The sequence below is a fragment of the Streptomyces sp. SudanB25_2051 genome, from assembly GCF_964272635.1.
Taxonomy (GTDB): Bacteria; Actinomycetota; Actinomycetes; order Streptomycetales; family Streptomycetaceae; genus Streptomyces.
In genome coordinates this window covers 1,137,944-1,158,395 of record NZ_OZ186787.1, presented here as the reverse complement: position 1 = coordinate 1,158,395, position 20,452 = coordinate 1,137,944, and the positions used below count along the sequence as shown (strand labels likewise).

The 20,452-nt window shown below is 75.9% G+C and carries 19 protein-coding genes; 10 read left to right on the top strand and 9 right to left on the bottom strand.

Annotated features, from left to right (window positions below):
- Window positions 1-215 precede the first annotated feature (215 nt).
- Both ACSUPT_RS05125 and ACSUPT_RS05120 read left to right on the top strand, forming a co-directional pair.
- A complete protein-coding gene (locus tag ACSUPT_RS05125) occupies window positions 216-1,025 on the top strand; it encodes an SGNH/GDSL hydrolase family protein (RefSeq protein WP_351963164.1) in 810 nt (269 codons plus the stop codon).
- Window positions 1,026-1,302: 277 nt separating this feature from the next.
- On the top strand, window positions 1,303-1,566 hold the full coding sequence (locus tag ACSUPT_RS05120) for a hypothetical protein (protein WP_351963163.1): 264 nt from the start codon (window positions 1,303-1,305) through the stop codon (window positions 1,564-1,566).
- Between the two features lie 339 nt (window positions 1,567-1,905).
- On the opposite strand, the gene ACSUPT_RS05115 is transcribed toward ACSUPT_RS05120, so the two are convergent.
- Genes ACSUPT_RS05115 through ACSUPT_RS05105 form a run of 3 tightly spaced genes read right to left on the bottom strand, consistent with a single transcriptional unit; the run spans window position 1,906 to window position 4,889 of the window.
- Window positions 1,906-3,120 carry a CaiB/BaiF CoA transferase family protein gene (locus ACSUPT_RS05115; RefSeq protein WP_351963162.1) on the bottom strand — a complete coding sequence of 405 codons (1,215 nt, stop codon included), beginning with the start codon at window positions 3,118-3,120 and terminating at the stop codon, window positions 1,906-1,908.
- Window positions 3,121-3,153: 33 nt separating this feature from the next.
- Window positions 3,154-3,936 carry an ABC transporter permease gene (locus ACSUPT_RS05110; protein WP_351963161.1) on the bottom strand — a complete coding sequence of 261 codons (783 nt, stop codon included), beginning with the start codon at window positions 3,934-3,936 and terminating at the stop codon, window positions 3,154-3,156.
- Window positions 3,933-4,889, bottom strand: coding sequence for an ATP-binding cassette domain-containing protein (locus ACSUPT_RS05105; protein ID WP_399219071.1), 957 nt, complete (start codon window positions 4,887-4,889; stop codon window positions 3,933-3,935). Before ACSUPT_RS05105 ends, ACSUPT_RS05110 begins: the two co-directional genes overlap by 4 nt.
- A gap of 63 nt (window positions 4,890-4,952) precedes the next feature.
- Between ACSUPT_RS05105 and ACSUPT_RS05100 the strand changes: the two genes are divergently transcribed.
- Complete coding sequence (locus ACSUPT_RS05100) at window positions 4,953-5,660, top strand: TetR/AcrR family transcriptional regulator (RefSeq protein ID WP_351963159.1); 708 nt, start codon at window positions 4,953-4,955, stop codon at window positions 5,658-5,660.
- A 157-nt stretch (window positions 5,661-5,817) separates the two neighbouring features.
- Here ACSUPT_RS05100 and ACSUPT_RS05095 read toward each other — a convergent pair whose 3' ends face one another.
- The 3 genes from ACSUPT_RS05095 to hmgA all read right to left on the bottom strand — a co-directional run bounded on the left by ACSUPT_RS05095 (window position 5,818) and on the right by hmgA (window position 9,295).
- A complete protein-coding gene (locus tag ACSUPT_RS05095; protein ID WP_436946170.1) occupies window positions 5,818-6,981 on the bottom strand; it encodes a type ISP restriction/modification enzyme in 1,164 nt (387 codons plus the stop codon).
- Between the two features lie 181 nt (window positions 6,982-7,162).
- Complete coding sequence (locus tag ACSUPT_RS05090) at window positions 7,163-7,912, bottom strand: GntR family transcriptional regulator (RefSeq protein WP_351963158.1); 750 nt, start codon at window positions 7,910-7,912, stop codon at window positions 7,163-7,165.
- Window positions 7,913-7,960: 48 nt separating this feature from the next.
- Complete coding sequence (hmgA, locus tag ACSUPT_RS05085; protein ID WP_361659689.1) at window positions 7,961-9,295, bottom strand: homogentisate 1,2-dioxygenase; 1,335 nt, start codon at window positions 9,293-9,295, stop codon at window positions 7,961-7,963.
- A gap of 243 nt (window positions 9,296-9,538) precedes the next feature.
- Between hmgA and ACSUPT_RS05080 the strand changes: the two genes are divergently transcribed.
- The 6 genes from ACSUPT_RS05080 (at window position 9,539) to ACSUPT_RS05055 (ending at window position 16,391) form a co-directional block, all read left to right on the top strand.
- Window positions 9,539-10,147 carry a TetR/AcrR family transcriptional regulator gene (locus ACSUPT_RS05080; RefSeq protein WP_436943536.1) on the top strand — a complete coding sequence of 203 codons (609 nt, stop codon included), beginning with the start codon at window positions 9,539-9,541 and terminating at the stop codon, window positions 10,145-10,147.
- Between the two features lie 215 nt (window positions 10,148-10,362).
- The gene (locus ACSUPT_RS05075; protein WP_436943535.1) at window positions 10,363-11,016 is read left to right on the top strand and encodes a hypothetical protein; all 654 of its coding nucleotides are present in this window, start codon (window positions 10,363-10,365) and stop codon (window positions 11,014-11,016) included.
- Window positions 11,017-11,080: 64 nt separating this feature from the next.
- Window positions 11,081-11,869: a class F sortase gene (locus ACSUPT_RS05070; protein ID WP_436943534.1), complete on the top strand. Its 789-nt coding sequence runs from the start codon at window positions 11,081-11,083 to the stop codon at window positions 11,867-11,869.
- 372 nt (window positions 11,870-12,241) lie between these two features.
- The gene (locus ACSUPT_RS05065; RefSeq protein ID WP_351963153.1) at window positions 12,242-13,633 is read left to right on the top strand and encodes an aldehyde dehydrogenase family protein; all 1,392 of its coding nucleotides are present in this window, start codon (window positions 12,242-12,244) and stop codon (window positions 13,631-13,633) included.
- Between the two features lie 55 nt (window positions 13,634-13,688).
- Window positions 13,689-14,771, top strand: a complete 1,083-nt coding sequence (locus ACSUPT_RS05060; RefSeq protein WP_351963152.1) for a zinc-binding dehydrogenase — start codon at window positions 13,689-13,691, stop codon at window positions 14,769-14,771.
- Between the two features lie 267 nt (window positions 14,772-15,038).
- Window positions 15,039-16,391, top strand: a complete 1,353-nt coding sequence (locus ACSUPT_RS05055; RefSeq protein WP_361659704.1) for an MFS transporter — start codon at window positions 15,039-15,041, stop codon at window positions 16,389-16,391.
- Between the two features lie 153 nt (window positions 16,392-16,544).
- Here ACSUPT_RS05055 and ACSUPT_RS05050 read toward each other — a convergent pair whose 3' ends face one another.
- The 3 genes from ACSUPT_RS05050 to ACSUPT_RS05040 form a co-directional block, all read right to left on the bottom strand.
- Window positions 16,545-17,459, bottom strand: a complete 915-nt coding sequence (locus tag ACSUPT_RS05050; protein ID WP_436943533.1) for a DMT family transporter — start codon at window positions 17,457-17,459, stop codon at window positions 16,545-16,547.
- Window positions 17,460-17,664: 205 nt separating this feature from the next.
- Window positions 17,665-18,378, bottom strand: a complete 714-nt coding sequence (locus tag ACSUPT_RS05045; RefSeq protein ID WP_436943532.1) for an ArsR/SmtB family transcription factor — start codon at window positions 18,376-18,378, stop codon at window positions 17,665-17,667.
- 18 nt (window positions 18,379-18,396) lie between these two features.
- On the bottom strand, window positions 18,397-19,173 hold the full coding sequence (locus ACSUPT_RS05040; protein ID WP_436943531.1) for a TetR/AcrR family transcriptional regulator: 777 nt from the start codon (window positions 19,171-19,173) through the stop codon (window positions 18,397-18,399).
- A gap of 59 nt (window positions 19,174-19,232) precedes the next feature.
- Here ACSUPT_RS05040 and ACSUPT_RS05035 point away from each other — a divergent pair, with 59 nt between their 5' ends.
- Window positions 19,233-20,387 (top strand): acyl-CoA dehydrogenase family protein, encoded by a 1,155-nt coding sequence (locus ACSUPT_RS05035; RefSeq protein WP_351963147.1) that lies wholly within the window; start codon window positions 19,233-19,235, stop codon window positions 20,385-20,387.
- The last annotated feature ends 65 nt before the right edge of the window (window positions 20,388-20,452 follow it).

The following is a 20,452-nucleotide window of genomic DNA, read 5'->3' as shown; positions in this document are numbered from 1 at the left end:
CACCGGGGAGGCGCGGTCGGCGGGCGCGGGGCGGAGGCGCGCTGGTCAGGGCAACGCCACCGGCGCACGACGGAGTTGGCCGGTGCGCGCAGGGCGCCGTGGAACGCGCCGCTCCGTTCGGGGGAATGTGCAAGCGATTGCCGTCGTGTGTATTGGCATGAACACGGCACCCTGCTACCAAGGGTCACGCAGTGATCCTGCTAACAGGGGGTTCCATGAAAACGTCCCGCACCGCCGCTCTCGCGTCCTCGCTCCTGCTCGGCGCCGCCCTCACCCTCGCCGGTGCCGGGGCCGCGCAAGCCGACTCCTCGGCCGCCGCCGTCGACTACGTGGCGCTCGGCGACTCCTACTCCTCGGGCGTCGGAGCCGGTGCGTACGACACCGCCAGCGGCTCCTGCAAGCGCACCCCGCGCGCCTACCCGGCCCTCTGGGCGGCCGCCAACGCCCCGTCGTCCTTCGCGTTCACCGCCTGCTCGGGCGCGCAGACCACGGATGTGACGGCCAACCAGCTCGGCCCCCTCAACAGCGGCACGGACCTCGTCTCCCTCACCGTCGGCGGCAACGACGCGGGCTTCGCCGACGTGATGACCACCTGCGTCCTGCAGTCCGAGGCCACCTGCCTCTCGCGCATCAACCAGGCGAAGAGCTACGTCGACACGACGCTGCCCGGCCGCCTGGACACCGTGTACCGCGCCATCCGCGGCAAGGCCCCGGCCGCCCGCGTCGTCGTCCTCGGCTACCCCCGCTTCTACAAGCTCGACGGCACCTGCATCGCCGGGCTGACCGAGAACGAGCGGCGCGCCATCAACGGCGCCGCCGACCACCTCAACGCCGCCACCGCCAAGCGCGCCGCCGACCACGGCTTCGCCTGGGCCGACGTCGTGCCCAACTTCACCGGCCACGAGATCTGCTCCGGCTCCTCGTGGCTGCACAGCGTCAACTGGCTGAACATCGGCGAGTCGTACCACCCCACGGCCGCCGGCCAGTCGGGCGGCTACCTCCCCGCCTTCCGCAACGCCGCCTGACCGCGGAGGCGACGACCGGCCGGGCGGCGGGGGACGGGCACACCCCGCCGCCCGGCCGCCCAGCCCGCGCGCACGCCCCCGCCGGGGCCCCTTCCCGCGCGTCCCGGCACCCCTCCGCGGCGGTCCAACTCTCCCCGGAGCCGCGCGTGTTCGAAGAGTCACCCCAACCCGCTTGCGTGTGCGGGGAATCGCCCCACCGGGATACACGACTGCGATGCGGGGACGATAGGGTTAACGTTGGCCCGGGCCGGGTGCCCTTGTACGGGTGGGGAGTGTCATGGAACAGATAGCAATGCGCAGCAGGCCACGCGTGCCTGCCATCACCTGCGGGAGCAGCGCGACCAGTTCGCGTCTCGACCGCCACCTCGCGGTGCTCGGCGGCCCCGCCGTCCCGCAGCGCGAGACGGCCGAGGCCACGTCACTCATGCTGGAACTGACGACGCGTGATGTCGCGCACCGGCACCGCAGCAAGAGCGCGCGCGTCTCGCTCTTCGCACCGCTCCGCCGACTGCGCCGCTCACTCTTCGGCAACCACGGCTGAGACGGGCCCCCTCAGGACGCTTCGGCTCCGGGGCGGCCGAGCCTGTGCCGACACGACCCTGCTCGCCCGCCCCGCATTCCCCAGGGACCGCACCCCCGCCCGCGTCCCTGCGCCCCGCCGCCGCATCCCGCCCCCGTTTCCACCGGCACGCCTCCCGCGCCTTCCGTACGCACGCCGCCAGACCGCCCGCGCCCGACCCGCGCGGCCGCCGTCCGTCCGCACCCCGCACGCCTCCCGTACGCGAACGCACCGCCCGGCTCACCTCACCGCATACGCCGCTCGCGCCACCCCGCGAGCCCGCCCGGTCCCCGAGGCACGGCGAACCGTCCGCCCCTCCGCTCACGCCACCACGCCCTCCCGGCGCAGCCGCGCGCGTTCCCGCTCGTCCACGCCCAGTTCGCGCAGCACCGCGTCCGTGTGCTCGCCCAGGCCCGGCACCGGGCCCATCGCCGCCTCGGGGCCGCCCGGCAGGGTGATCGGCGGCAGCAGCGCCCGCAGCGGGCCCACCGGTGAGCCGACCTCGCGCCATCGGTCCCGCGCCGCCAGCTGCGGATGCGCGGCCACGTCTGCGACCGTGTTCAGCCGCGCGCACGCGATGCCGGCCGCCTCCAGCCGCTCCACCGCCTCCGCCGTGCCCAGCGCCCCCAGCGCCTCGCCGACCACCGCGTCGGTGCGCTCCCGGTTCGCCACCCGCGCCCGGTTCGTCGCGAACGCCGGGTCGTCGCCCAACGCGGGCCGCTTCAGCACCTGTTCCGCGAGGCGCCGCCACTCGCGGTCGTTCTGCACCGACAGCAGGACCTGCCCGCCGTCCGCCGTCGGATAGGCGTCGTACGGGGCGATCACCGCGTGCGCCACGCCCGTGCGCGCCGGGGCCTCGCCGCCGTGCATCCCGTGGTGCAGCGGATGGCCCATCCACTCCGCCAGCGCCTCCAGCATCGACACCTCCACGGGCCCGCCGACCCCCGTCGACGCCCGCCGCAGGAGCGCCGCCAGCACCCCCGAGAACGCGTACATCCCCGCCGCGATGTCCGCGGCGGGGACACCCGCCTTCACCGGCTGCTCCGGCGTGCCCGTCACCGACACGAGCCCCGCCTCGCACTGCACGAGCATGTCGTACGCCCGCTTGTGGGCGTACGGACCGCCCGCCCCGTACCCGGAGACGTCCACCGCCACCAGCCGCGGGTGCGCCGCGCACAGCGTCGCCGCGTCCAGGCCGAGCCGGGCCGCCGCGCCCTGCGCCAGGTTCTGCACGAACACGTCCGCGCGTCCGATCAGCCGCCGGACCAGGGCGATCCCGCGCGGGTCCTTCAGATCGACGGCCAGGGACTCCTTGCCGCGGTTGCACCAGACGAAGTGGGACGCCAGCCCGCGCGCGGCCGTGTCGTAGCCGCGCGCGAAGTCGCCCCCGTCCGGCCGCTCCACCTTGATCACCCGCGCCCCCAGATCGGCGAGCTGCCGGGTGGCGAAGGGGGCCGAGACGGCCTGCTCGACGGCGACGACGGTGACCCCGTCGAGGGGCAGCGGCAGCGGTGCGGGTGCGGGGCGGGAGCTCATGCCCCCGTGCCTACCGTGCGGGGGACGCCTTTGTCACCCCTCCGGCCGCGCGTAGCGCCGTACCGCCGCGGGCGCCGCCAGGGCGAGTAGGACCAGCGACCAGGCGACCGCGCCGGCCACCGGGTGCGCGACCGGCCACGCGGCGTCCGCCGGGACCGGGGCGTTGCCGAAGAGGTCCCGTACGGCCGTCGTCACCGCCGAGATCGGGTTCCACTCCGCCACCGTGCGCAGCCAGCCGGGCATCCCCTCGGTCGGGATGTACGCGTTCGACAGCAGCGGCAGCATGAACGTGGCGCTGCCCAGCTGGCCCGCCGCCTCCTCGCTGCGCGACGCCAGGCCCAGCAGGATGCCCACCCAGGTCGTCGCGAACCGGAACAGCAGCAGCAGCCCGAACGCGCCCGCCGCGCGCAGCGGCCCGCCCTCGATCCGCCAGCCCATCGCGAGCCCCACCAGGATCAGCGGCACCATCCCCGCCGCCGCCGTCAGCAGATCCGCCACCGCCTGCCCGAGCGGCACGGCCGCCCTGCTCATCGGCAGCGTCCGGAAGCGGTCCATGACGCCCCGGTGCGCGTCCTGCGCGGCGGTGAACATCCCCGTCATCACGCCGTTCGCGGCCGTCGCGACCAGCAGTCCGGGCACCAGGAACGCGCGGTAGTCGGCGCCCGGCATGGCGACGGCGCTGCCGAAGACGTACCCGAAGAACAGCAGGAACACGACGGGCATCGTCTGCGTCATGACCGTGATCGCCGGGGCGTGCGCGATCCGGCGCAGATGGCGTCCGACGACGGCGGTCCCGTCGTGGGCGAGGGCGTTCACGCGGCGGCCTCCTCGGGGCGGGCGGAGCGGGGGGAAGCGGTGAGGCGCAGGAACACCTCGTCGAGCGTCGGCGGGCGCAGCGCCGCGTCGAGGACCAGGACCCCGGCGGCGTCCAGCTCCCGTACGACGCGGGGCAGGGTCAGGGTCGGGTCGGCCACCGCGGCGCCCGCCGTCCGGGCGTCGGCGTCCAAGGCCGGCGGCGCGCCGGTGAGGCGGTCCAGCACGGCCGCGGCGGCCGGGAGCGCGGCGGCGTCGCCGACGACGACCTCCACGCGCCGGCCGAGCGTCGCCTTCAGCTCGGCGGGGCTGCCCCGGTGGGCGACCCGGCCGCCGTCGATCAGCGCGATGTCCCCGGCGAGCCGGTCGGCCTCCTCCAGGTACTGGGTGGTGAGCAGCACGGTCGTGCCGTCGTCGGCCAGCTCCCGCACCGCGTCCCAGATGCCGTTGCGGCTGTGCGGGTCCAGGCCGGTCGTCGGCTCGTCCAGGAACAGCACCCGCGGCGGCACGATCAGGCTCGCCGCCAGGTCGAGGCGGCGGCGCGTCCCGCCCGAGTAGGTGCGCGCCGGGCGGTCCGCCGCCTCCGCGAGCCCGAACCGCTCCAGCAGCTCGTCGGCGCGGGACCTGGGCGCCCGCAGCAGCCGGGCGAACAGGCGCAGGTTCTCCGCGCCCGTCAGATCGCCGTCGACGGAGGCGTACTGCCCGGTCACGCCGATGTGGCGGCGCACCTCGGCCGGCTGCCGCCGCACGTCGTAGCCGGCGACGCGGGCGCTGCCCGCGTCCGGCGCCAGGAGCGTCGTCAGCACCCGTACGGCGGTCGTCTTGCCCGCCCCGTTCGGCCCGAGGACCCCGCAGACCGTGCCCTCCGCGACCGCGAGATCCAGGCCGCGCAAGGCGTGGACCGCGCCGAAGCGCTTCTCCAGACCCTCACTAAGTACAGCGTACGTAGTTGTCATGGCGCGACTGTAGCGCACTACGTACGGTGTACGTAACTACGATGGTGGGCGAGGTGATGATCCATGGCGGGCCGAGCGGCCGAACCCGAAGTGATCTGGGAGCGCCCCGAGCGCGCCGGCAGGGGGCCCAGACCCGCGTACAGCCGCGCCGACATCACGGCGGCCGCGGTGCGCCTCGCCGACGAGCACGGCGTCGACGCCGTGTCGATGCGCCGTGTCGCCGCCGAGCTGGGCTGCGGCACGATGTCGCTCTACAACTACGTGCCGCGCAAGGAGGACCTGTACGAGCTGATGGTCGACGAGGTCAGCGGCGAGTACGAACTGCCTCCGCCGTCCGGCGACTGGCGCGCGGACATGCTGGCGACGGCCCGCCAGACGCGGGCGATCATGCACCGCCACCCGTGGCTGCACCGCGTGATGACCACGCTGTACGCCTCGGGGCCCAACGCGCTGCGCTATCTGGAGGCGTGCCTGGGCTACCTGGAGCCGCTGGACGCGCCGCCGGGCACGAAGCTGGAGTGCGTCGCCATGGTGAACGGCGCCGTGATGACGTACGTCGTCAACGAGTTCGCCGTGGCGGAACGGGCCCGCGCGGTGCCCTGGTCGGCGGAGCAGGAGCAGGCCGTGCGCACCGCCTATCTGGCGCGGCGGCTGGCGACCGGCCGCTACCCGAGGCTCGCGGCCCTGTTCGCCGAGGCCCCGGCACCCCCGCAGGACCCGGACGCCGTGTTCGAGCGGGCCGTCCTGCGCGTCCTCGACGGCTTCGCCTGACGCTCTGTCGGCGCGGTGACGCCCCGGGGGCCGGTGGACCCGGGGCGGGCCCGCACGGCGCCGCCCCGACGCGGGCCCGGGGGCGCGGGCCCGGGGGGGGGGGGGGTCACAGGCCCCAGGCCCGGAGGCACAGGCCCGGGGGCACAGGCCCTGGGGGTCACAGCAGGGCGAACTGCCCCTCCGGGCCCTCCTCCAGGTGGTCCAGGACCGAGGCGGGGCGCCGGGCGGCCGGCGGGTGCGGCAGCACGCCCGCGGCCCGCAGCGCCGCGCGGCCGAGCGACCCGGTCCCGAGGCGGTCCGCGAGGGCGGCGCCCTCCCGGTCCAGCGCGGCGAGCAGCGCCAGGACGGTGATCAGCTCCAGCAGCTCGGACGTCCACTCCTGCTGCCACGCCGGCGGGCGGAGCGCCTCCAGGGTCCCCGGCTCGGCGGCGGCCGTCCGCCGCTCGAACCACAGCGGCAGCACCCGCACCCCGCCCACCCGGTACTCCCACGCCTCCACCGGCACGGGCGCGACCCGGCCCGCGCCGACCCGCAGGACCTCGTCCCCGGCGTCGTACTCCAGCGCCCCGGGCCACGGCGGCAGCGCGGCCCGCACGTAGGGCCGCCGCCCGCCCGGTAGCCTGGGCCGCTCCCCGCCCCGCGCGCCCCGCAGCTGAACGTCCCTCATCCGGCGCCCCAGCGCCACCCCGGCCGCCCACAGCTCCGGGTCGGCGGTCAGCGGCACCCGGCACCCGGCCGGGGACGGCGCCGCCACCGCGACCGCCCAGGCCAGCACCTCCTCGGGGGAGGGCGCCCGCCCGTGGTGGCCGCGCAGCAGTTCCGCGAGGCCCGGCGCGATGTTCGGCTCGCGCCCGCCGGGCCGCCGGTACAGGGGCCGCACCCGGCCGGGGCGCCCGGCGGGGGAGCGGCCGTCGGGGAGCGGGGCGGTCACCAGCAGCGCGGGGCCCGCCGCACCGGGCACGTACCCCTGCTCCACCGCGAAGACCTGCCGGTCGTCGGCGACCCGCCACAGCTCGGGGCGCGCCGCGTCGATCAGCCGGTGGTCCGGCAGCAGCCACCGCTCGTCGAACGGCCCGTACGCGATCCGCACCGGCTCCGGGCACGGCCCGTCCTCGCGCGCGAAGCGCGCCGTCCCCGTCCGCTGCCCCGGCAGCGCCGCCACCGCGCTGTGCGGCGTACGGGCCCGGCTCGGCCGGAACAGCGCCTCCCGCCCGGGGCCGTCCACCGCCATCAGCGCGTCCCAGCGGGCGCGGAGCGTGGACCGGTCCGGCGCGGTCACCCACTCCCGGCCCAGCCGCAGCGGCGGCACGGACCAGGGCATGAGGTCGTCCAGCAGCGGCACGTCGTCGGCGGGCACCCCGTCCGCAGGCACCCCGTCCGCGGACACCCCGTCCGCGGACACCCCGTCGGCGGGCGCGTCGGCAACGGGCACGTCGTCGGCAGGCACGTCGGCGTTCACGCGCCGCATGCTAGCCGCGCCCGCCCCGCCCGCGCGGCGGCCCTCAGTCCGCCTCGACCGTCACCGTGAACGAGAACCGGTCGCCCCGGTAGCGGATGCGGGCCACGTCCACCACCCGCCCGTCCTCGTCGTACGTCACGCCCGTGTAGTGCAGGATCGGCGACAGCAGCGGCACCTCCAGGAGGGACGCCGTCTCCGGGTCCGCGAGCCGGGCCTCCACCGTGTCGGTGATCCGGCTGATGCGCACCCCGACCGCGTCCCGCAGCACCTTCGTCATCGGCCACCGCTCCAGGTCCGCCACGTCGATCCGGTCGGCCAGCTCCGGGCGGACGGCGTTCTCCGCCCAGTTCGTCGGCTCGTCCGTCTCCACGTCACGCCGCAGCCGCCGGTACGTGACCACCTCCGCCACGTCGGGGAAGAACTCGGCCAGCTCCCCGGGCACTTTCGCCGTCCCGTGCCCGAGGACCGTCGTCCGCTCGCCCGACTGCTGCGCCACGATGGCGTCGACCGAGCCGAGCACCCGGCGCGGGGCGCTGCGCCGGGCGCCCGGCTCGATGAAGGTGCCGCGCCGCCGGTGCCTGCTGATCAGGCCCTCCTGCTCCAGCTCCTTGAGCGCCTGCCGCATGGTCAGGACGCTCACCCCGTAGTGCGCCGCGAGCTGCTCCTCGGTGGGCAGCCGCAGCGACGCGTCCGGGGAGCGCCCCAGTATCGAGGCGCGCAGGGACTGGGACACCTGGTACCAGAGCGGCAGCTTCCGGTTCAGGACCAGGGAGTCGGGGGCGAAGGCGGACACGGCATCTCCGTACTGCTGCGTGCGGCGTACGACCCTACGGCGGCGTACTCACGAGCGGAAGTGGCGCTCCAGACCCTGCCACACCTCGTCGTAGCCGCGCTGCAGGTGGTCCGCGTTCGCCGCCTGACCGGTGGTCGCGATGGGCCAGCGCGTCTCGAACATGAACGCGAGCCCGTCGTCGATCTTCTGCGGCTTCAGCTCGGCGGCGCTCGCCTTGTCGAAGGTCTCCCGGTCCGGTCCGTGCGCCGACATCATGTTGTGCAGCGACCCGCCGCCGGGCACGAAGCCCTCCGCCTTCGCGTCGTACGCGCCCTCGATGAGGCCCATGTACTCGCTCATCACGTTCCGGTGGAAGTACGGCGGCCGGAAGGTGTCCTCGCCCACCAGCCAGCGCGGCGCGAACACCACGAAGTCGACGCCCGCGAGGCCGGGGGTGTCGGTCGGCGAGGTCAGCACCGTGAAGATCGACGGGTCCGGGTGGTCGTAGCTGATCGTCCCGATGACGTTGAAGGTCCGCAGGTCGTAGACGTACGGGACGTAGTTGCCGTGCCAGGCGACGACGTCCAGCGGGGAGTGGCCGTACTCGGCCCGCCACAGGTTCCCGCAGTACTTGTTGACGACCTCGACCGGGCCCTCCACGTCCTCGTACGCGGCGACCGGCGCCCGGAAGTCACGCGGGTTGGCCAGGCCGTTGGCGCCGATCGGGCCGAGGTCCGGGAGCTGGAACGGCTGCCCGTAGTTCTCGCACACGTACCCGCGCGCCGAGTCGTCCAGCAGCTCCACGCGGAAGCGGACGCCGCGCGGGATCAGCGCCACCTCGCCGGGGCGCGCCGCGAGCAGGCCCAGCTCGGTGCGCAGCAGCAGCCCGCCGCGCTCCGGGACGATCAGCAGCTCGCCGTCCGCGTCGCTGAACACCCGCTCCATGGAGGCGTTGGCGTGGTACAAGTGCACGGCCATGCCGGTGCGCTGCGTCACGTCGCCGTTGCCGCCGAGCGTCCACAGTCCGGCCAGCCAGTCCGTGCCGGGCGCGGGCTCCGGGAGGGGGTTCCAGCGCAGCCGGTTGGGGTCGGGGACGGTCTCGGTGAACGGGGCCGACCGCAGCGCGCCGTTGTCCGCGCGGGTGAACGGGGGGTGCGCCGCCGAGGGGCGGACGCGGTACAGCCACGAGCGGAGGTTGCGGGCGCGCGGCTCGGTGAAGGCGCTGCCGCTCAGCTGCTCCGCGTACAGCCCGAGGGGGGCCCGCTGCGGGGAGTTCCGGCCCAGCGGGAGGGCGCCGGGAACGGCCTCCGACTGGTGCTCGTTGCCGAAGCCGGAGAGGTACTCCAGGCTCTCCGCGGTCTTTCTCGTCTGCTCGCTCGCCTGTGCGGCGCCGCCCATGCTCATCGCACGCTCCTGCTGCTCATGGAATCCTATGCATGACCGTAGGATTCCGGAGGGCCCACGTCAACGGGGCGGACCGCCGCGGTCCGAATCCCGCGGCTCGGACGGGACCGGCGGGCTGCGCCGGGCGGCGCGGCGGCTTCCCCGGTCCGCTTCCCCGGTCCGCTCTCCCGGCCCGCTTTCCCGGTCCGCTTTCCCGCCGGGGGCTTCCCGTGCGGGGCCGGGGCCGCCACTCTCTTCTGCATCATGGAATCCGTGCCCCCGCCGGCCCTGCGGCGGCCGCCCGTCCAGCGGCGCAGCGCCGAGCGCCTCGCCCGCATCCTCGACGCCTGCGCCGACCTCCTGGACCAGACCGGTTACGACGAGCTCACCACCCGGGACGTGGCCGCGCGCGCCGGCGTGCCGATCGGCTCGGTCTACCGGTTCTTCGCCGACAAGCGCGCCATGGCCACCGCCCTCGCGCACCGCAACCTCGACCGCTACGCCGCGCGGGTCACCGCCCGCCTCGCCGCCGGGCCCGCGCTCGGCCGGCACGCCGTCGTCGACGTGGTGCTCGACGAGTACATCGCCATGAAGCGCACGGTGCCCGGCTTCGCCCTCGTGGACTTCGGCGTCCCGGGCCCCGACGCGCCGCCCGCCGACGATTCCAACGGGCGCGTCGCGGACCTGGTCGCCCCGCTGCTCGCGGGGGGCGGCGGCGCCGACGCGGTGCTGCGCCGGAAGGTCCGCGCCGGCGTGGAGGCGGCCGACGCCCTGCTGCGGCTCGCCTTCCGGACCGACCCGTCGGGCGACCCGGAGCTGGTGGCGGAGACCCGTGAGCTGCTCCACGCCTATCTGGCCCCGGTCCTGGACTGACGCCGCCCCCTCCCGTACGGCCCGCCCAACCTCCGCGCGCCGGAGTGGAGTTCGGAGGCGGCGAGGGCCGGTGGCTCCCCGGCTGCGAGGGCTCCGATGGGCCGACCGGGGGAACCGGTGACGGCGCGCCGTCCGCAATGCGCGGTGTGTCCGTGCAGTGACAGATAGTCGGATTATCGGTTAATCCGTACGACATCCTCACGGAGGAACACGTCATGACCGCAGCCCGACCACTCCTGCGCACCGCAGTCGCCGGACTCGCTCTCGGCGGCATCGCCATCGCCGGCGCGCCGGCCGCCGTCGCCCAGCCCGGCGACAACGGCGACATCGCGATCCACGACACCGACACCCCGCCGCTCGACCAGCGCAGCGAGTCCAAGGTGTGCCGGTTCTACCTGGCCGCCTTCAACTTCGCGGGGCTGCAGCAGGTCACGTACACGATCACCCCGCAGCCGCTGCAGGTGGGCGACCCGACCGTGACGGGTGCCATCAACCTGGCGCCGACCGGCACCGGCCAGACCACCGAACTGACGCTGCCCGAGGGCCAGTACAGGCTGACCTGGACGTTCCCCGGCGCCACCGTGCCCGGCAACCTGAAGGTCTTCCGCGTCGACTGCGCGAAGGGCCACGGCGACAAGAACAAGCACGGGGACAAGAGCGACAAGGGGGACAAGAACAAGCACGACGAGCAGAACGGCGTCGGGCACAAGGGCCCGCACGGCGGCGTGGGCGCGGGCGGCGGCGGCATGGCGGCCCCGACCGGGGACTCGTCGGCCGTCGGTGTCGGAGCGGCGCTCGCGGCCGGCCTGGCGGGTACCGCCGGGCTGATCCTCGTCCGCCGTCGCCGCCGCGCCCATGGCGCCGCGTAGACCCCCGTACGCACGGTTCACCCGCCGGCAGCGGCGCCTCCTCCGCCTCACCAGGACGGTGGCCATGGCGGCGGCGCTCGTCTCCGGCGGGGTCTGGTGGGCCCAGGACGGCGAACCGTCCGGGCCCGCCCCGGCCGCGGTGGCGGCGCCGCCGCAGCCGGGGCCCGTGACCGCGCCACCGGCGGTCGCCGAGTCGAAGGCCGGACAGCGGGCGGGCCGGGGCGCCGCGCGGCCGGCGGGGGAGGCCGGGGCCGGGGCGCCGAAACCGCCGCAGTCGAAGTCGCCGCAGTCGAAGTCGAAGTCGCCGCAGTCGAAGCCGAAACCGCCGCAGTCGAAGTCGAAGCCGTCGCCGTCCCCGTCGGTGAAGCGGCCCCCCGCCCCGTTGCCGCCCTCGCCGCCCAGGCAGGTCGCGGTGCCGGCCATCACCATCGAGGCCCCGGTCATGCGCCTGGGCCTCGACGCGTCGGGCCGGTTGCTCTCGCCACCGGTCGACAACCCCCGGGTGACCGGCTGGTACGCGGGCGGCGCCACGCCTGGCGAGACCGGCACCGCGATCATGGTCGGCCACCGCGACACGCGCCGGGGCCCGGCGGTCTTCATCAACCTGGACGCGCTGAAGCCCGGGAACACCGTCCGGGTCACGCGGGAGGACGGGATCACGGCGGTGTTCACCGTCCACCGCGTGAGCACGTTCGACAAGGACCAGTTCCCCGACAAGGAGGTGTACGGGCCGGCGAAACGGCCCGAGTTGCGCCTGCTGACCTGTGGCGGGGCGTTCGACCGGGAGGACGGGTACGAGGCGAACATCGTGGTGTTCGCGCACCTCACCGCGACAGAGCCGTCCAAGGCCTGAGTCCCCACGCCCCTGGCGCCCACCCCCTGGGCGCCCGCCCTCGCCGCGCGCCGCCCCGCGCGGGTCGCCCTGTGGGCCCGCCGTACCCGCTGCGGTCGGGCCTCCCGCCCCGCGTTGCGCCGCCGCGCGCGTCCGCTGCCGCTGTGGGCATGCGTTCCTGGTGGGTGCGGGCGCGGGGGCGGGCCGTCAGGGGAGCGGGGCCGGCCGCGCAGAGCGGTGCGGGGGCAAGGGGGCTCCGCGAGGGGAGGTCCCGGGCTTCGGGTGGCGTACCGGGTGGCAGGATCGGAGCGGCGCGTACCCACCCGCCCCTGGCCAAGGAAAACTACCGTCGCTAGTTTGGTCGGTGACCCACCCCACCCCAAGGAGACACCGATGAAGCTCCACGACGGGATGTACATCGACGGCACCTGGCGCCCCGCCACCACCACCGGCACCATCACCGTGGTGAACCCGGCCACCGAGGAGCCCTTCGCCACCGTCCCCGCAGGCACCCCCGCCGACATCGACGCCGCCGTGCGCGCCGCCCGCGCCGCGTTCCCCGGCTGGGCCGCCACCCCGCCCGCCGAGCGCGCCGCCCGTCTGGCCGCCCTGCGCGACGCGCTCGCAGCCCGCCAGGACGAGATCGCCGAGACCGTCACCGCCGAGCTGGGCGCCCCGCCGAAGCTGGCCCACGCCGTGCACGCCGGGCTGCCGGTCACCGTGGCCGGCTCGTACGCCGAGCTGCTGGAGACGTACGCCTTCGAGGAGAAGGTCGGCAACTCCACGGTGCTCCTGGAGCCGGTCGGCGTGGTCGGCGCGATCACCCCGTGGAACTACCCGCTGCACCAGATCGTCGCCAAGGTCGCCCCGGCCCTCGCCGCGGGCTGCGCGGTCGTCGTCAAGCCGGCCGAGGAGACCCCGCTGACCGCGCGCCTCTTCGCCGAGTGCGTCCACGCCGCGGGCTTCCCGGCGGGCGTCGTCAACGTCGTCACCGGCCTCGGGCACATCGCCGGCCAGGCCCTCGTCGACCACGACGGCGTGGACATGATCTCCTTCACCGGCTCCACCGCCGTCGGCAAGCGCATCGGCGCGGCCGCAGGCGGCGCCGTCAAGCGGGTCGCCCTGGAGCTCGGCGGCAAGTCCGCGAGCGTGATCCTGCCCGGCGCCGACCTCGCCAAGGCCGTCGCGGGCAGCGTCGCCGGCGTCATGTCCAACTCCGGTCAGCGCTGCAACGCCCTCTCCCGCGTCCTCGTCGACGCCGACCGGTACGAGGAGGCCGTCGCCCTCGCCGCCGAGGCCGCCGCCAAGTACCCGGCCGGCGACCGGATCGGCCCGCTCGTCAGCGCCGCCCAGCGCGACCGCGTCGTCTCGTACATCGAGAAGGGCGTCGCCGAGGGCGCCAGGATCGTCGCGGGCGGCCCCCGACCGCCGCTGGAGCGCGGCTTCTACGTGGCGCCGACCGTCTTCGCCGACGTGACCCCCGGCATGACGATCGCCCAGGAGGAGATCTTCGGCCCCGTCGTGGCGTTCCTCCGCTACGAGGACGAGGAGGACGCCCTGCGCATCGCCAACGGCACGGTGTACGGCCTCGCGGGCGCCGTGTGGGGCGAGCCCGAAGCGGCCGTCGCCTTCGCCCGCCGCATGGACGCCGGGCAGGTGGACATCAACGGCGGCCGCTTCAACCCGCTGGCCCCGTTCGGCGGGTACAAGCAGTCCGGCGTCGGCCGCGAGCTCGGCGCCCACGGCCTGACCGAGTACCTCCAGACGAAGTCCCTCCAGTTCTGACGGGCCCCGTCGCCCTTCGGACCCTCCGCCCCCAACCAGTCGGGAGAAACCGCTCGTGGTCGTCCGCGCCGCCGTCCTGCCCTCCGTCGGGTCTCCGCTGGAGATCACCGGCATCCACCTGCCCGAGCCGGGCCCCGGCGAGGTCCGCGTCCGGCTGGCCGCCGCCGGGGTGTGCCACTCCGACCTGTCCCTGTCGGACGGCACCATGCGGGTGCCCGTCCCCGCCGTCCTCGGCCACGAGGGCGCCGGCACCGTCGTCTCCGTGGGGGAGGGCGTCACCCATGTCGCCCCCGGCGACGGCGTCGTCCTCAACTGGGCCCCGTCCTGCGGCTCCTGCCACCACTGCCGCATCGGCGAGGTCTGGCTGTGCGCCGACGCGCTGACCGGTATCGGCCGCCCGCACGCCGTCACCGAGGACGGCCGGGAGCTCCACCCCGGCCTGAACGTCGCCGCGTTCGCGGAGGAGACCGTCGTCCCCGCCCGCTGCGTCCTGCCCGTCCCGGACGGGGTGCCGCTCATCGACGCGGCCCTCCTCGGCTGCGCGGTGCTCACCGGGTACGGCGCCGTCCACCACTCCGCGCGGGTCCGGCGCGGCGAGTCGGTCGTGGTGTTCGGCGTCGGCGGGGTCGGCCTGGCCGCGCTCCAGGCCGCCCGGATCGCCGGCGCGGGACCGATCGTCGCGGTGGACGTGTCGGCGGAGAAGGAGGCGCTCGCGAAGGCCGCCGGCGCCACCGACTTCGTGGTCGCGTCGGACACGACCGCGCGGGAGGTCCGCAAGCTGACCGCCGGGCGCGGCGCCGACGTGGCCGTGGAGTGCGTCGGCCGGGCCGTCACGATCCGCACCGCGTGGGACTCCACCCGGCGCGGCGGCCGCACCACGGTCGTCGGCATCGGCGGCAAGGACCAGCAGGTCACCTTCAACGCCCTGGAGATCTTCCACTGGGGCCGCACCCTGTCCGGCTGCGTCTACGGCAACTGCGACCCGGCCCGTGACCTGCCCGTCCTCGCCGAGCACGTCCGCGCGGGCCGCCTCGACCTGAACGCCCTGGTCACCCACCGGATCGACCTGGACGGCATCCCCGAGGCGTTCGCGACCATGCTGGCGGGCAAGGGCGGCCGCGCCCTGGTCGTCTTCTAGCCCGCCGCCCGCCGCGGCAGCCGTACGCGGCGGCCGCCCGCGCGGGGGCCCGCCGCCCACCAGCGGCGCGCCCCACGGCACCCCGGCCGCCTCCGCGCGGCCGGGGTCCGCGCGCTGCCCGGACACCTCCGCCGAGCCGTACGCGCTGGTCACGGGGGCGGTGAATTGGTGCGGTCCAGGCCGTTGACGCCATACCAGCCGGTCGGTACGTTCCCGGCCAGCAAGGCGCCGCCCTCCCGTCCCCCGCACCCTCTGGAGCGTGCACGCATGGACACGGCCCCCTCTTCCGCCCCCGCCGCCGACCGCCGCCGACGCCGCGTCGCCACCGCCGCCGCGCTCGCCTCGGCCGTGGAGTGGTACGACTACTTCGTCTTCGGCATCGCCGCCGCCCTCGTCCTGGGCGACCTGTACTTCCCGGCCGACAACCCGTCGGCCGGCGTCCTCGCCGCGTTCGCCACCTTCGCGGTGGGCTTCCTCGCCCGCCCCGTCGGCGGCGTCATCGCCGGCCACCTCGGCGACAAGCGCGGCCGCAAGCCGATGCTGGTCCTCGCGCTCGCCCTGATGGGCCTCGCCACCGTCGGCATCGGCCTGCTCCCCACGTACGGGACGATCGGCATCGCCGCCCCCGTGCTGCTGGTCCTCTTCCGCGTCCTCCAGGGCGTCGCGGTCGGCGCCCAGTGGGGCGGGGCGATGCTCATGGCCACCGAGTACGCCCCCGAGGGCAGACGCGGCCTGTACGGCAGCCTCGTCCAACTCGGCGTTCCCATCGGCGTGGTGACCGCCAACAGCGTCTTCCTCGTCGCGGGGGCGCTCACCGGCGACGCGGCGTTCGCGTCCTGGGGCTGGCGGGTGCCGTTCCTCGTCGGCTTCCTCGTCCTCGGCCTCGCCTGGTACATCCACGCGCGGGTGGAGGAGACCCCGGACTTCAAGGCCGCCGAACGGGCCCTCGCCGAACAGGAGAAGGGCAGGCCCCGCTCGCCGCTCGGCACGATCCTGCGCCACCACCTCGGCACGGTCCTCCTGGCGGGGGGCTCCTTCGCGGTGAACACGGCCACCTTCTACATCGTGATCACCGGCGTCCTCGACTACGCGACCCGCGAACTCGCCATGGAGCGCGGCGCGGTGCTGATGGTCTCCCTCTGCGTCAGCCTCACCCAGCTCGGGCTGATCCCCTGGGCGGCGTCCCTCTCCGACCGGGTCGGACGACTGCGCGTCTACGCCCTCGGCGCGCTCGGCCTGCTGGTGTGGGCGGTGCCGATGTTCCTGCTCATCGACACCGCGTCGCTGCTGTGGCTCGCCGTGGGGACCTTCGTCGCGAGCTGCTTCCTCAGCGTCATGTACGGGCCGCAGGCGGCGCTCTTCGCCGAGCTGTTCACGGCGGAGATGCGCTACACCGGGGCGTCCCTCGGCTATCAGATCTCCGCCGTGCTCGGCGGCGGCCTCGCCCCGTTCGTGATGGTGCTCCTGCTGGAGGCCACCGGCACGTCGATGTCCGTGGCCGCCTACATCATGGTCCTCGCGGTGGTCGCCCTCGCCTCCATCGGCGTCCTCGCCCGGCGTGCCTCCGCCTCCGCCTCCGCCCCCGCGGCACCGGCCGCCGCCCCGGCCGACGCGAGCTGACCCGGACCGGACCGCGGCCCGGCCCCGCCGAAGACCCGCTCCGGGCACAGGCCGCCGCCCCCATGAGCAGGCCGCCGCCCCCGGACGTCGGCCATCCCCCGGACGTCGGCCACCCCCCGGACGTCGGCCGCCGCCCCCCGGCTCGGGCCCCGCTCAGGCGGCCCGGGCCCGGGGGCGGGACCGCGAGACGGCCACCCCGGCCAGGCACAGCGCCCCGCCCGCCAGCGTCAGCGCCCCGGGCACCTCGCCCAGCGCCGGCCACGACATCAGCACCACCAGCGCGGGCACCGCGTACGTCGTCGCGCCCATCCGCCCGGCCGGGGTGCGGGCCAGCGCGTACGCCCAGGCGGTGAACGCCAGCGCGGTCGGGAACACCCCCAGGTACACCATGTTCAGCGTCGCGGACAGCGGCGCCCGCCCGGCCTCCTCGACCAGCACCCCGGCGAACGGCAGGCACGCCACCGCCCCGGTCAGGCACCCGAACCCGGTCACCTGGAGGGCGCTCGCGTGCCGCAGCGCCGGCTTCTGCGCGACCACCCCCGCCGCGTACCCGGCGGCGGCGAGGAGGCACAGGCCCACGCCGAGCACCGACGACCGCCCCCCGCCCGACAGGGACAGCCCCACGGCGACGGCCCCGGCGAACGACGCGGCCATGCCGGCCACCAGCCGGGGCGGCGCCGCCTCGCCCAGGAACCGCGCGCCGAGCAGCGCGATGAGCACGGGCCCGATGTTCACCACCATCGCGGCCGTGCCCGCGTCGACCTCCCGCTCGCCCCAGTTGAGCGCCACCATGTACACCCCGAACCACAGCAGCCCCGACACGGCGATGCCCGGCCACGCGGCGCGCGGCGGCAGCCCCTCGCGCCGCGCCAGCAGCAGGCAGCCCAGGACGAGCGATCCGGCGAGCAGCCGCCCGAGCGCCAAGGCGCCGGGGGAATAGGCCGTCCCGGCGCTGCGGATCGACACGAACGCCGACGCCCACAGGACGACGCTGACGGCGGCCGCCGCGACCGCGGCCAGGCGCGCGCGGGAAGGGCGGGTACGGGAGGGAGGGGTGACCGTGTCCATGACGGGACCGTACGGCCCGGACCGTTCGGCCCCCACCGCAACGACGCGTGCCCGCTCGTCGACGCGCGCCCCGCCGCCGTCCCCCGGTTCCCGCACCGGCCGTTCCCGGCCCGCGCCGGTCAGCCGGTCAGCCGGTCAACGCCGGTCAGCGCAGGGGCCGCGCCGGTCAGCGCAGGGCCGCGCCGGAGCCCGGGGACGGCGCCGGTCAGCGCAGGGCCTCCGGGCCGATGCCCAGCAGCTCGCCGAGCGCCCGCTCCCCGGCGGCCGTCACCTTCACCGCGCGTTCCGTCCCCACGCGTACGCACCACCCGGCGTCCAGCGCGTGACGGCACAGCGCCGCGCCCGCCGCCCCCGCCAGGTGCGGTCGGCGCTCGGTCCAGTCGAGGCAGCCGCGCGCGAGCGGCCGCCGCCCTCCGGCGGTCAGCTCCACGCCGAGGTCCCGGAACCACCGCAGCCCGCCGTCGGTGAGCGCGAACCCGGCGTCCTGGCCCAGCAGTCCGCGCGCCGTCATCGCGTCGGTGATGGCCGTCCCGAGCCGCCCCGCCAGATGGTCGTAGCAGGTGCGGCCCCGCGCCATCGCGCTGCGCGCGCCCGCCTCCCGCAGGGTGCGCGGCGGGCTCCCGGCGCCGGGCGCGGCGTACGCGGCGAGGTCCTCCACCAGCTGCGCCGCCCGCGCGTCGGCGAGCCGTACGTACCGGTGCCGCCCCTGGCGCTCCTCCGCGAGCAGCCCGCCCGCGACCAGCCGGCCCAGATGGCCGCTGGCGGTGGACGGCGCCACCCGCGCGTGGCGGGCCAGTTCCCCGGCGGTCCAGGCGCGGCCGTCCAGCAGGGCGACGCAGAACGCGGCGCGGGTCTCGTCGGCCAGCAGGGCGGCGAGCGCGGCGAGGTCCCGGGCGGCGGGGGAGCGGGTCGTCGTCATGCCACCAGGATGACGCCCCTACGGTTCGCCCCCGGCCGCACCGTCCCCGCCTGGCAGGGCCCCGCCCCCGGCCGCACCGTCCCCGCCCGGCAGGGCCCCGCCCCCGGCCGCACCGCCCCCGCCCGGCAAGCGTCCGCCGGTGTCCCGTGCTCCGCCGCGCACCACCGCCCCGTACTGGATCGCCAGCCCGTCCAGCAGCGCCCGCAGGCCCGTCTCGAAGGCGCCCTCGTCGACCTTCTCGCGCCGCTCGGCCAGCAGGTGCGCCTGGCCGAGGTGCGGGTAGTCCGCCGGGTCGTAGGCGGTCTCGTCGTCCACGAACCCGCTGGCGAACGACCCGAGCGCCGAGCCGGTGATGAAGTACCGCATGAGCGCGCCGATGTACGTGGCCTGCGCGGGCGGCCAGCCGGCCCGGACCATCGCGCCGAACACGGCGTCCGCGACCCGCAGTCCGGCCGGGCGGCGGCCGGGTCCGCGCGCCAGCACCGGCACGATGTGCGGGTGGTCGGCGAGGGCGGCCCGGTAGGAGACGGCCCAGTCGTGCAGCGCCGTACGCCAGTCCCGGCCGTCCGACGGGTCGAACATCGTCAGGTCGACCTGCGCGCTCACCGCGTCCGCCACCGCCTCCAGGATCTCGTCCTTGGTGCGGAAGTGGTTGTACAGCGACGGCCCGCTGACGCCCAGTTCGGCCGCGAGGCGCCGGGTCGACACGGCCTCCAGGCCCTCGGCGTCCACCAGGGCGCCCGCCGCGGCGACGATGCGGTCTCGGCTGAGCAGGGGCTTGCGCGGTCGGGCCATGCGGCACATAGTAGGGCTGCCCAACAAAAACTAGCGCCGCTAATTAAAGGGGTCACCGGGTGAACCTGGAGCTGAGCGAGGAGCAGGAGGCCGTCCGCCGGCTGGCCGAGGACTTCGTACGCCGCGAGGTCGTCCCGCACGCCGCCGCGTGGGACCGCGCGGAGAGCGTGGACCGGGGCATCGTCCGCAAGCTGGGCGAGCTGGGGTTCCTCGGGCTCACCGTCCCGGAGGAGTACGGCGGCTCGGGCGGCGACCACCTGGCGTACTGCCTGGTCACCGAGGAGCTCGGGCGCGGCGACTCCTCGGTGCGCGGCCTCGTCTCGGTCTCCCTGGGCCTGGTCGCCAAGACCCTCGCCGCCTGGGGCACCGAGGAGCAGAAGCGCGCCTGGCTGCCCCGCCTCACCTCGGGCGAGGCGCTCGGCTGCTTCGGCCTCACCGAGCCCGGCACCGGCTCCGACGCGGCCGGCCTCGCGACCCGCGCCGTCCGCGGCCCCGGAGGCGACTGGGTGCTGAACGGCTCGAAGATGTTCATCACCAACGGCACCTGGGCCGATGTCGTCCTCCTCTTCGCCCGCACCTCCGACGCGCCCGGCCACCGGGGCGTCTCCGCCTTCCTGGTGCCGGCCGACGCCCCCGGCCTCGACCGCCGCCCCGTCCACGGCAAGCTGGGCCTGCGCGGCCAGCCCACCGCGGAGCTGGTCCTGCGCGACGTGCGCGTCCCCGCCGACGCGCTGCTCGGCCCGGAGGGCAAGGGCTTCTCCGTCGCCATGTCGGCGCTCGCCAAGGGGCGCATGTCCGTCGCGGCGGGCTGCGTGGGCATCGCGCGGGCGGCGCTCGACGCGGCCGTCGGCTACGCGGGGCAGCGCGAGCAGTTCGGCAAGCCCATCGCCTCGTACCAGCTCGTCCAGGAGCTGATCAGCGACATCTCGCTCGACGTGGAGGCCGCCCGGCTGCTCACCTGGCGGGTGGCCGACCTGATCGACCGGGGCCGGGACTTCGCCACCGCCGCCTCCCAGGCCAAGCTGTTCGCCTCGGAGGCCGCCGTACGGTCCGCCAACAACGCGCTCCAGGTCTTCGGCGGCTACGGCTACATCGACGAGTACCCGGTCGGCAAGCTGCTGCGCGACGCGCGCGTGATGACCCTGTACGAGGGCACCAGCCAGATCCAGAAGCTCATCATCGGGCGCGCCCTCACCGGGATCTCCGCCTTCTGACCCCGCACCCGCCCGGCCGCGACCCCGCACGCCCGCCCCCGGCCGCGGGCCGCGCCGGCCCGCCC

What these genes read in the sequence shown, in the direction of transcription:
- ACSUPT_RS05125 (WP_351963164.1), top strand. Translation starts at nt 216, where the DNA reads ATGAAAACGTCCCGCACCGCCGCTCTCGCGTCCTCGCTCCTGCTCGGC.
- ACSUPT_RS05120 (WP_351963163.1), top strand. Translation starts at nt 1,303, where the DNA reads ATGGAACAGATAGCAATGCGCAGCAGGCCACGCGTGCCTGCCATCACC.
- ACSUPT_RS05115 (WP_351963162.1), bottom strand. Translation starts at nt 3,120, where the DNA reads ATGAGCTCCCGCCCCGCACCCGCACCGCTGCCGCTGCCCCTCGACGGG.
- ACSUPT_RS05105 (WP_399219071.1), bottom strand. Translation starts at nt 4,889, where the DNA reads ATGACAACTACGTACGCTGTACTTAGTGAGGGTCTGGAGAAGCGCTTC.
- ACSUPT_RS05100 (WP_351963159.1), top strand. Translation starts at nt 4,953, where the DNA reads ATGGCGGGCCGAGCGGCCGAACCCGAAGTGATCTGGGAGCGCCCCGAG.
- ACSUPT_RS05095 (WP_436946170.1), bottom strand. Translation starts at nt 6,981, where the DNA reads ATGCCCTGGTCCGTGCCGCCGCTGCGGCTGGGCCGGGAGTGGGTGACC.
- hmgA (WP_361659689.1), bottom strand. Translation starts at nt 9,295, where the DNA reads ATGAGCATGGGCGGCGCCGCACAGGCGAGCGAGCAGACGAGAAAGACC.
- ACSUPT_RS05080 (WP_436943536.1), top strand. Translation starts at nt 9,539, where the DNA reads ATGGAATCCGTGCCCCCGCCGGCCCTGCGGCGGCCGCCCGTCCAGCGG.
- ACSUPT_RS05075 (WP_436943535.1), top strand. Translation starts at nt 10,363, where the DNA reads ATGACCGCAGCCCGACCACTCCTGCGCACCGCAGTCGCCGGACTCGCT.
- ACSUPT_RS05070 (WP_436943534.1), top strand. Translation starts at nt 11,081, where the DNA reads ATGGCGGCGGCGCTCGTCTCCGGCGGGGTCTGGTGGGCCCAGGACGGC.
- ACSUPT_RS05065 (WP_351963153.1), top strand. Translation starts at nt 12,242, where the DNA reads ATGAAGCTCCACGACGGGATGTACATCGACGGCACCTGGCGCCCCGCC.
- ACSUPT_RS05055 (WP_361659704.1), top strand. Translation starts at nt 15,039, where the DNA reads ATGGACACGGCCCCCTCTTCCGCCCCCGCCGCCGACCGCCGCCGACGC.
- ACSUPT_RS05050 (WP_436943533.1), bottom strand. Translation starts at nt 17,459, where the DNA reads ATGGACACGGTCACCCCTCCCTCCCGTACCCGCCCTTCCCGCGCGCGC.
- ACSUPT_RS05045 (WP_436943532.1), bottom strand. Translation starts at nt 18,378, where the DNA reads ATGACGACGACCCGCTCCCCCGCCGCCCGGGACCTCGCCGCGCTCGCC.
- ACSUPT_RS05040 (WP_436943531.1), bottom strand. Translation starts at nt 19,173, where the DNA reads ATGGCCCGACCGCGCAAGCCCCTGCTCAGCCGAGACCGCATCGTCGCC.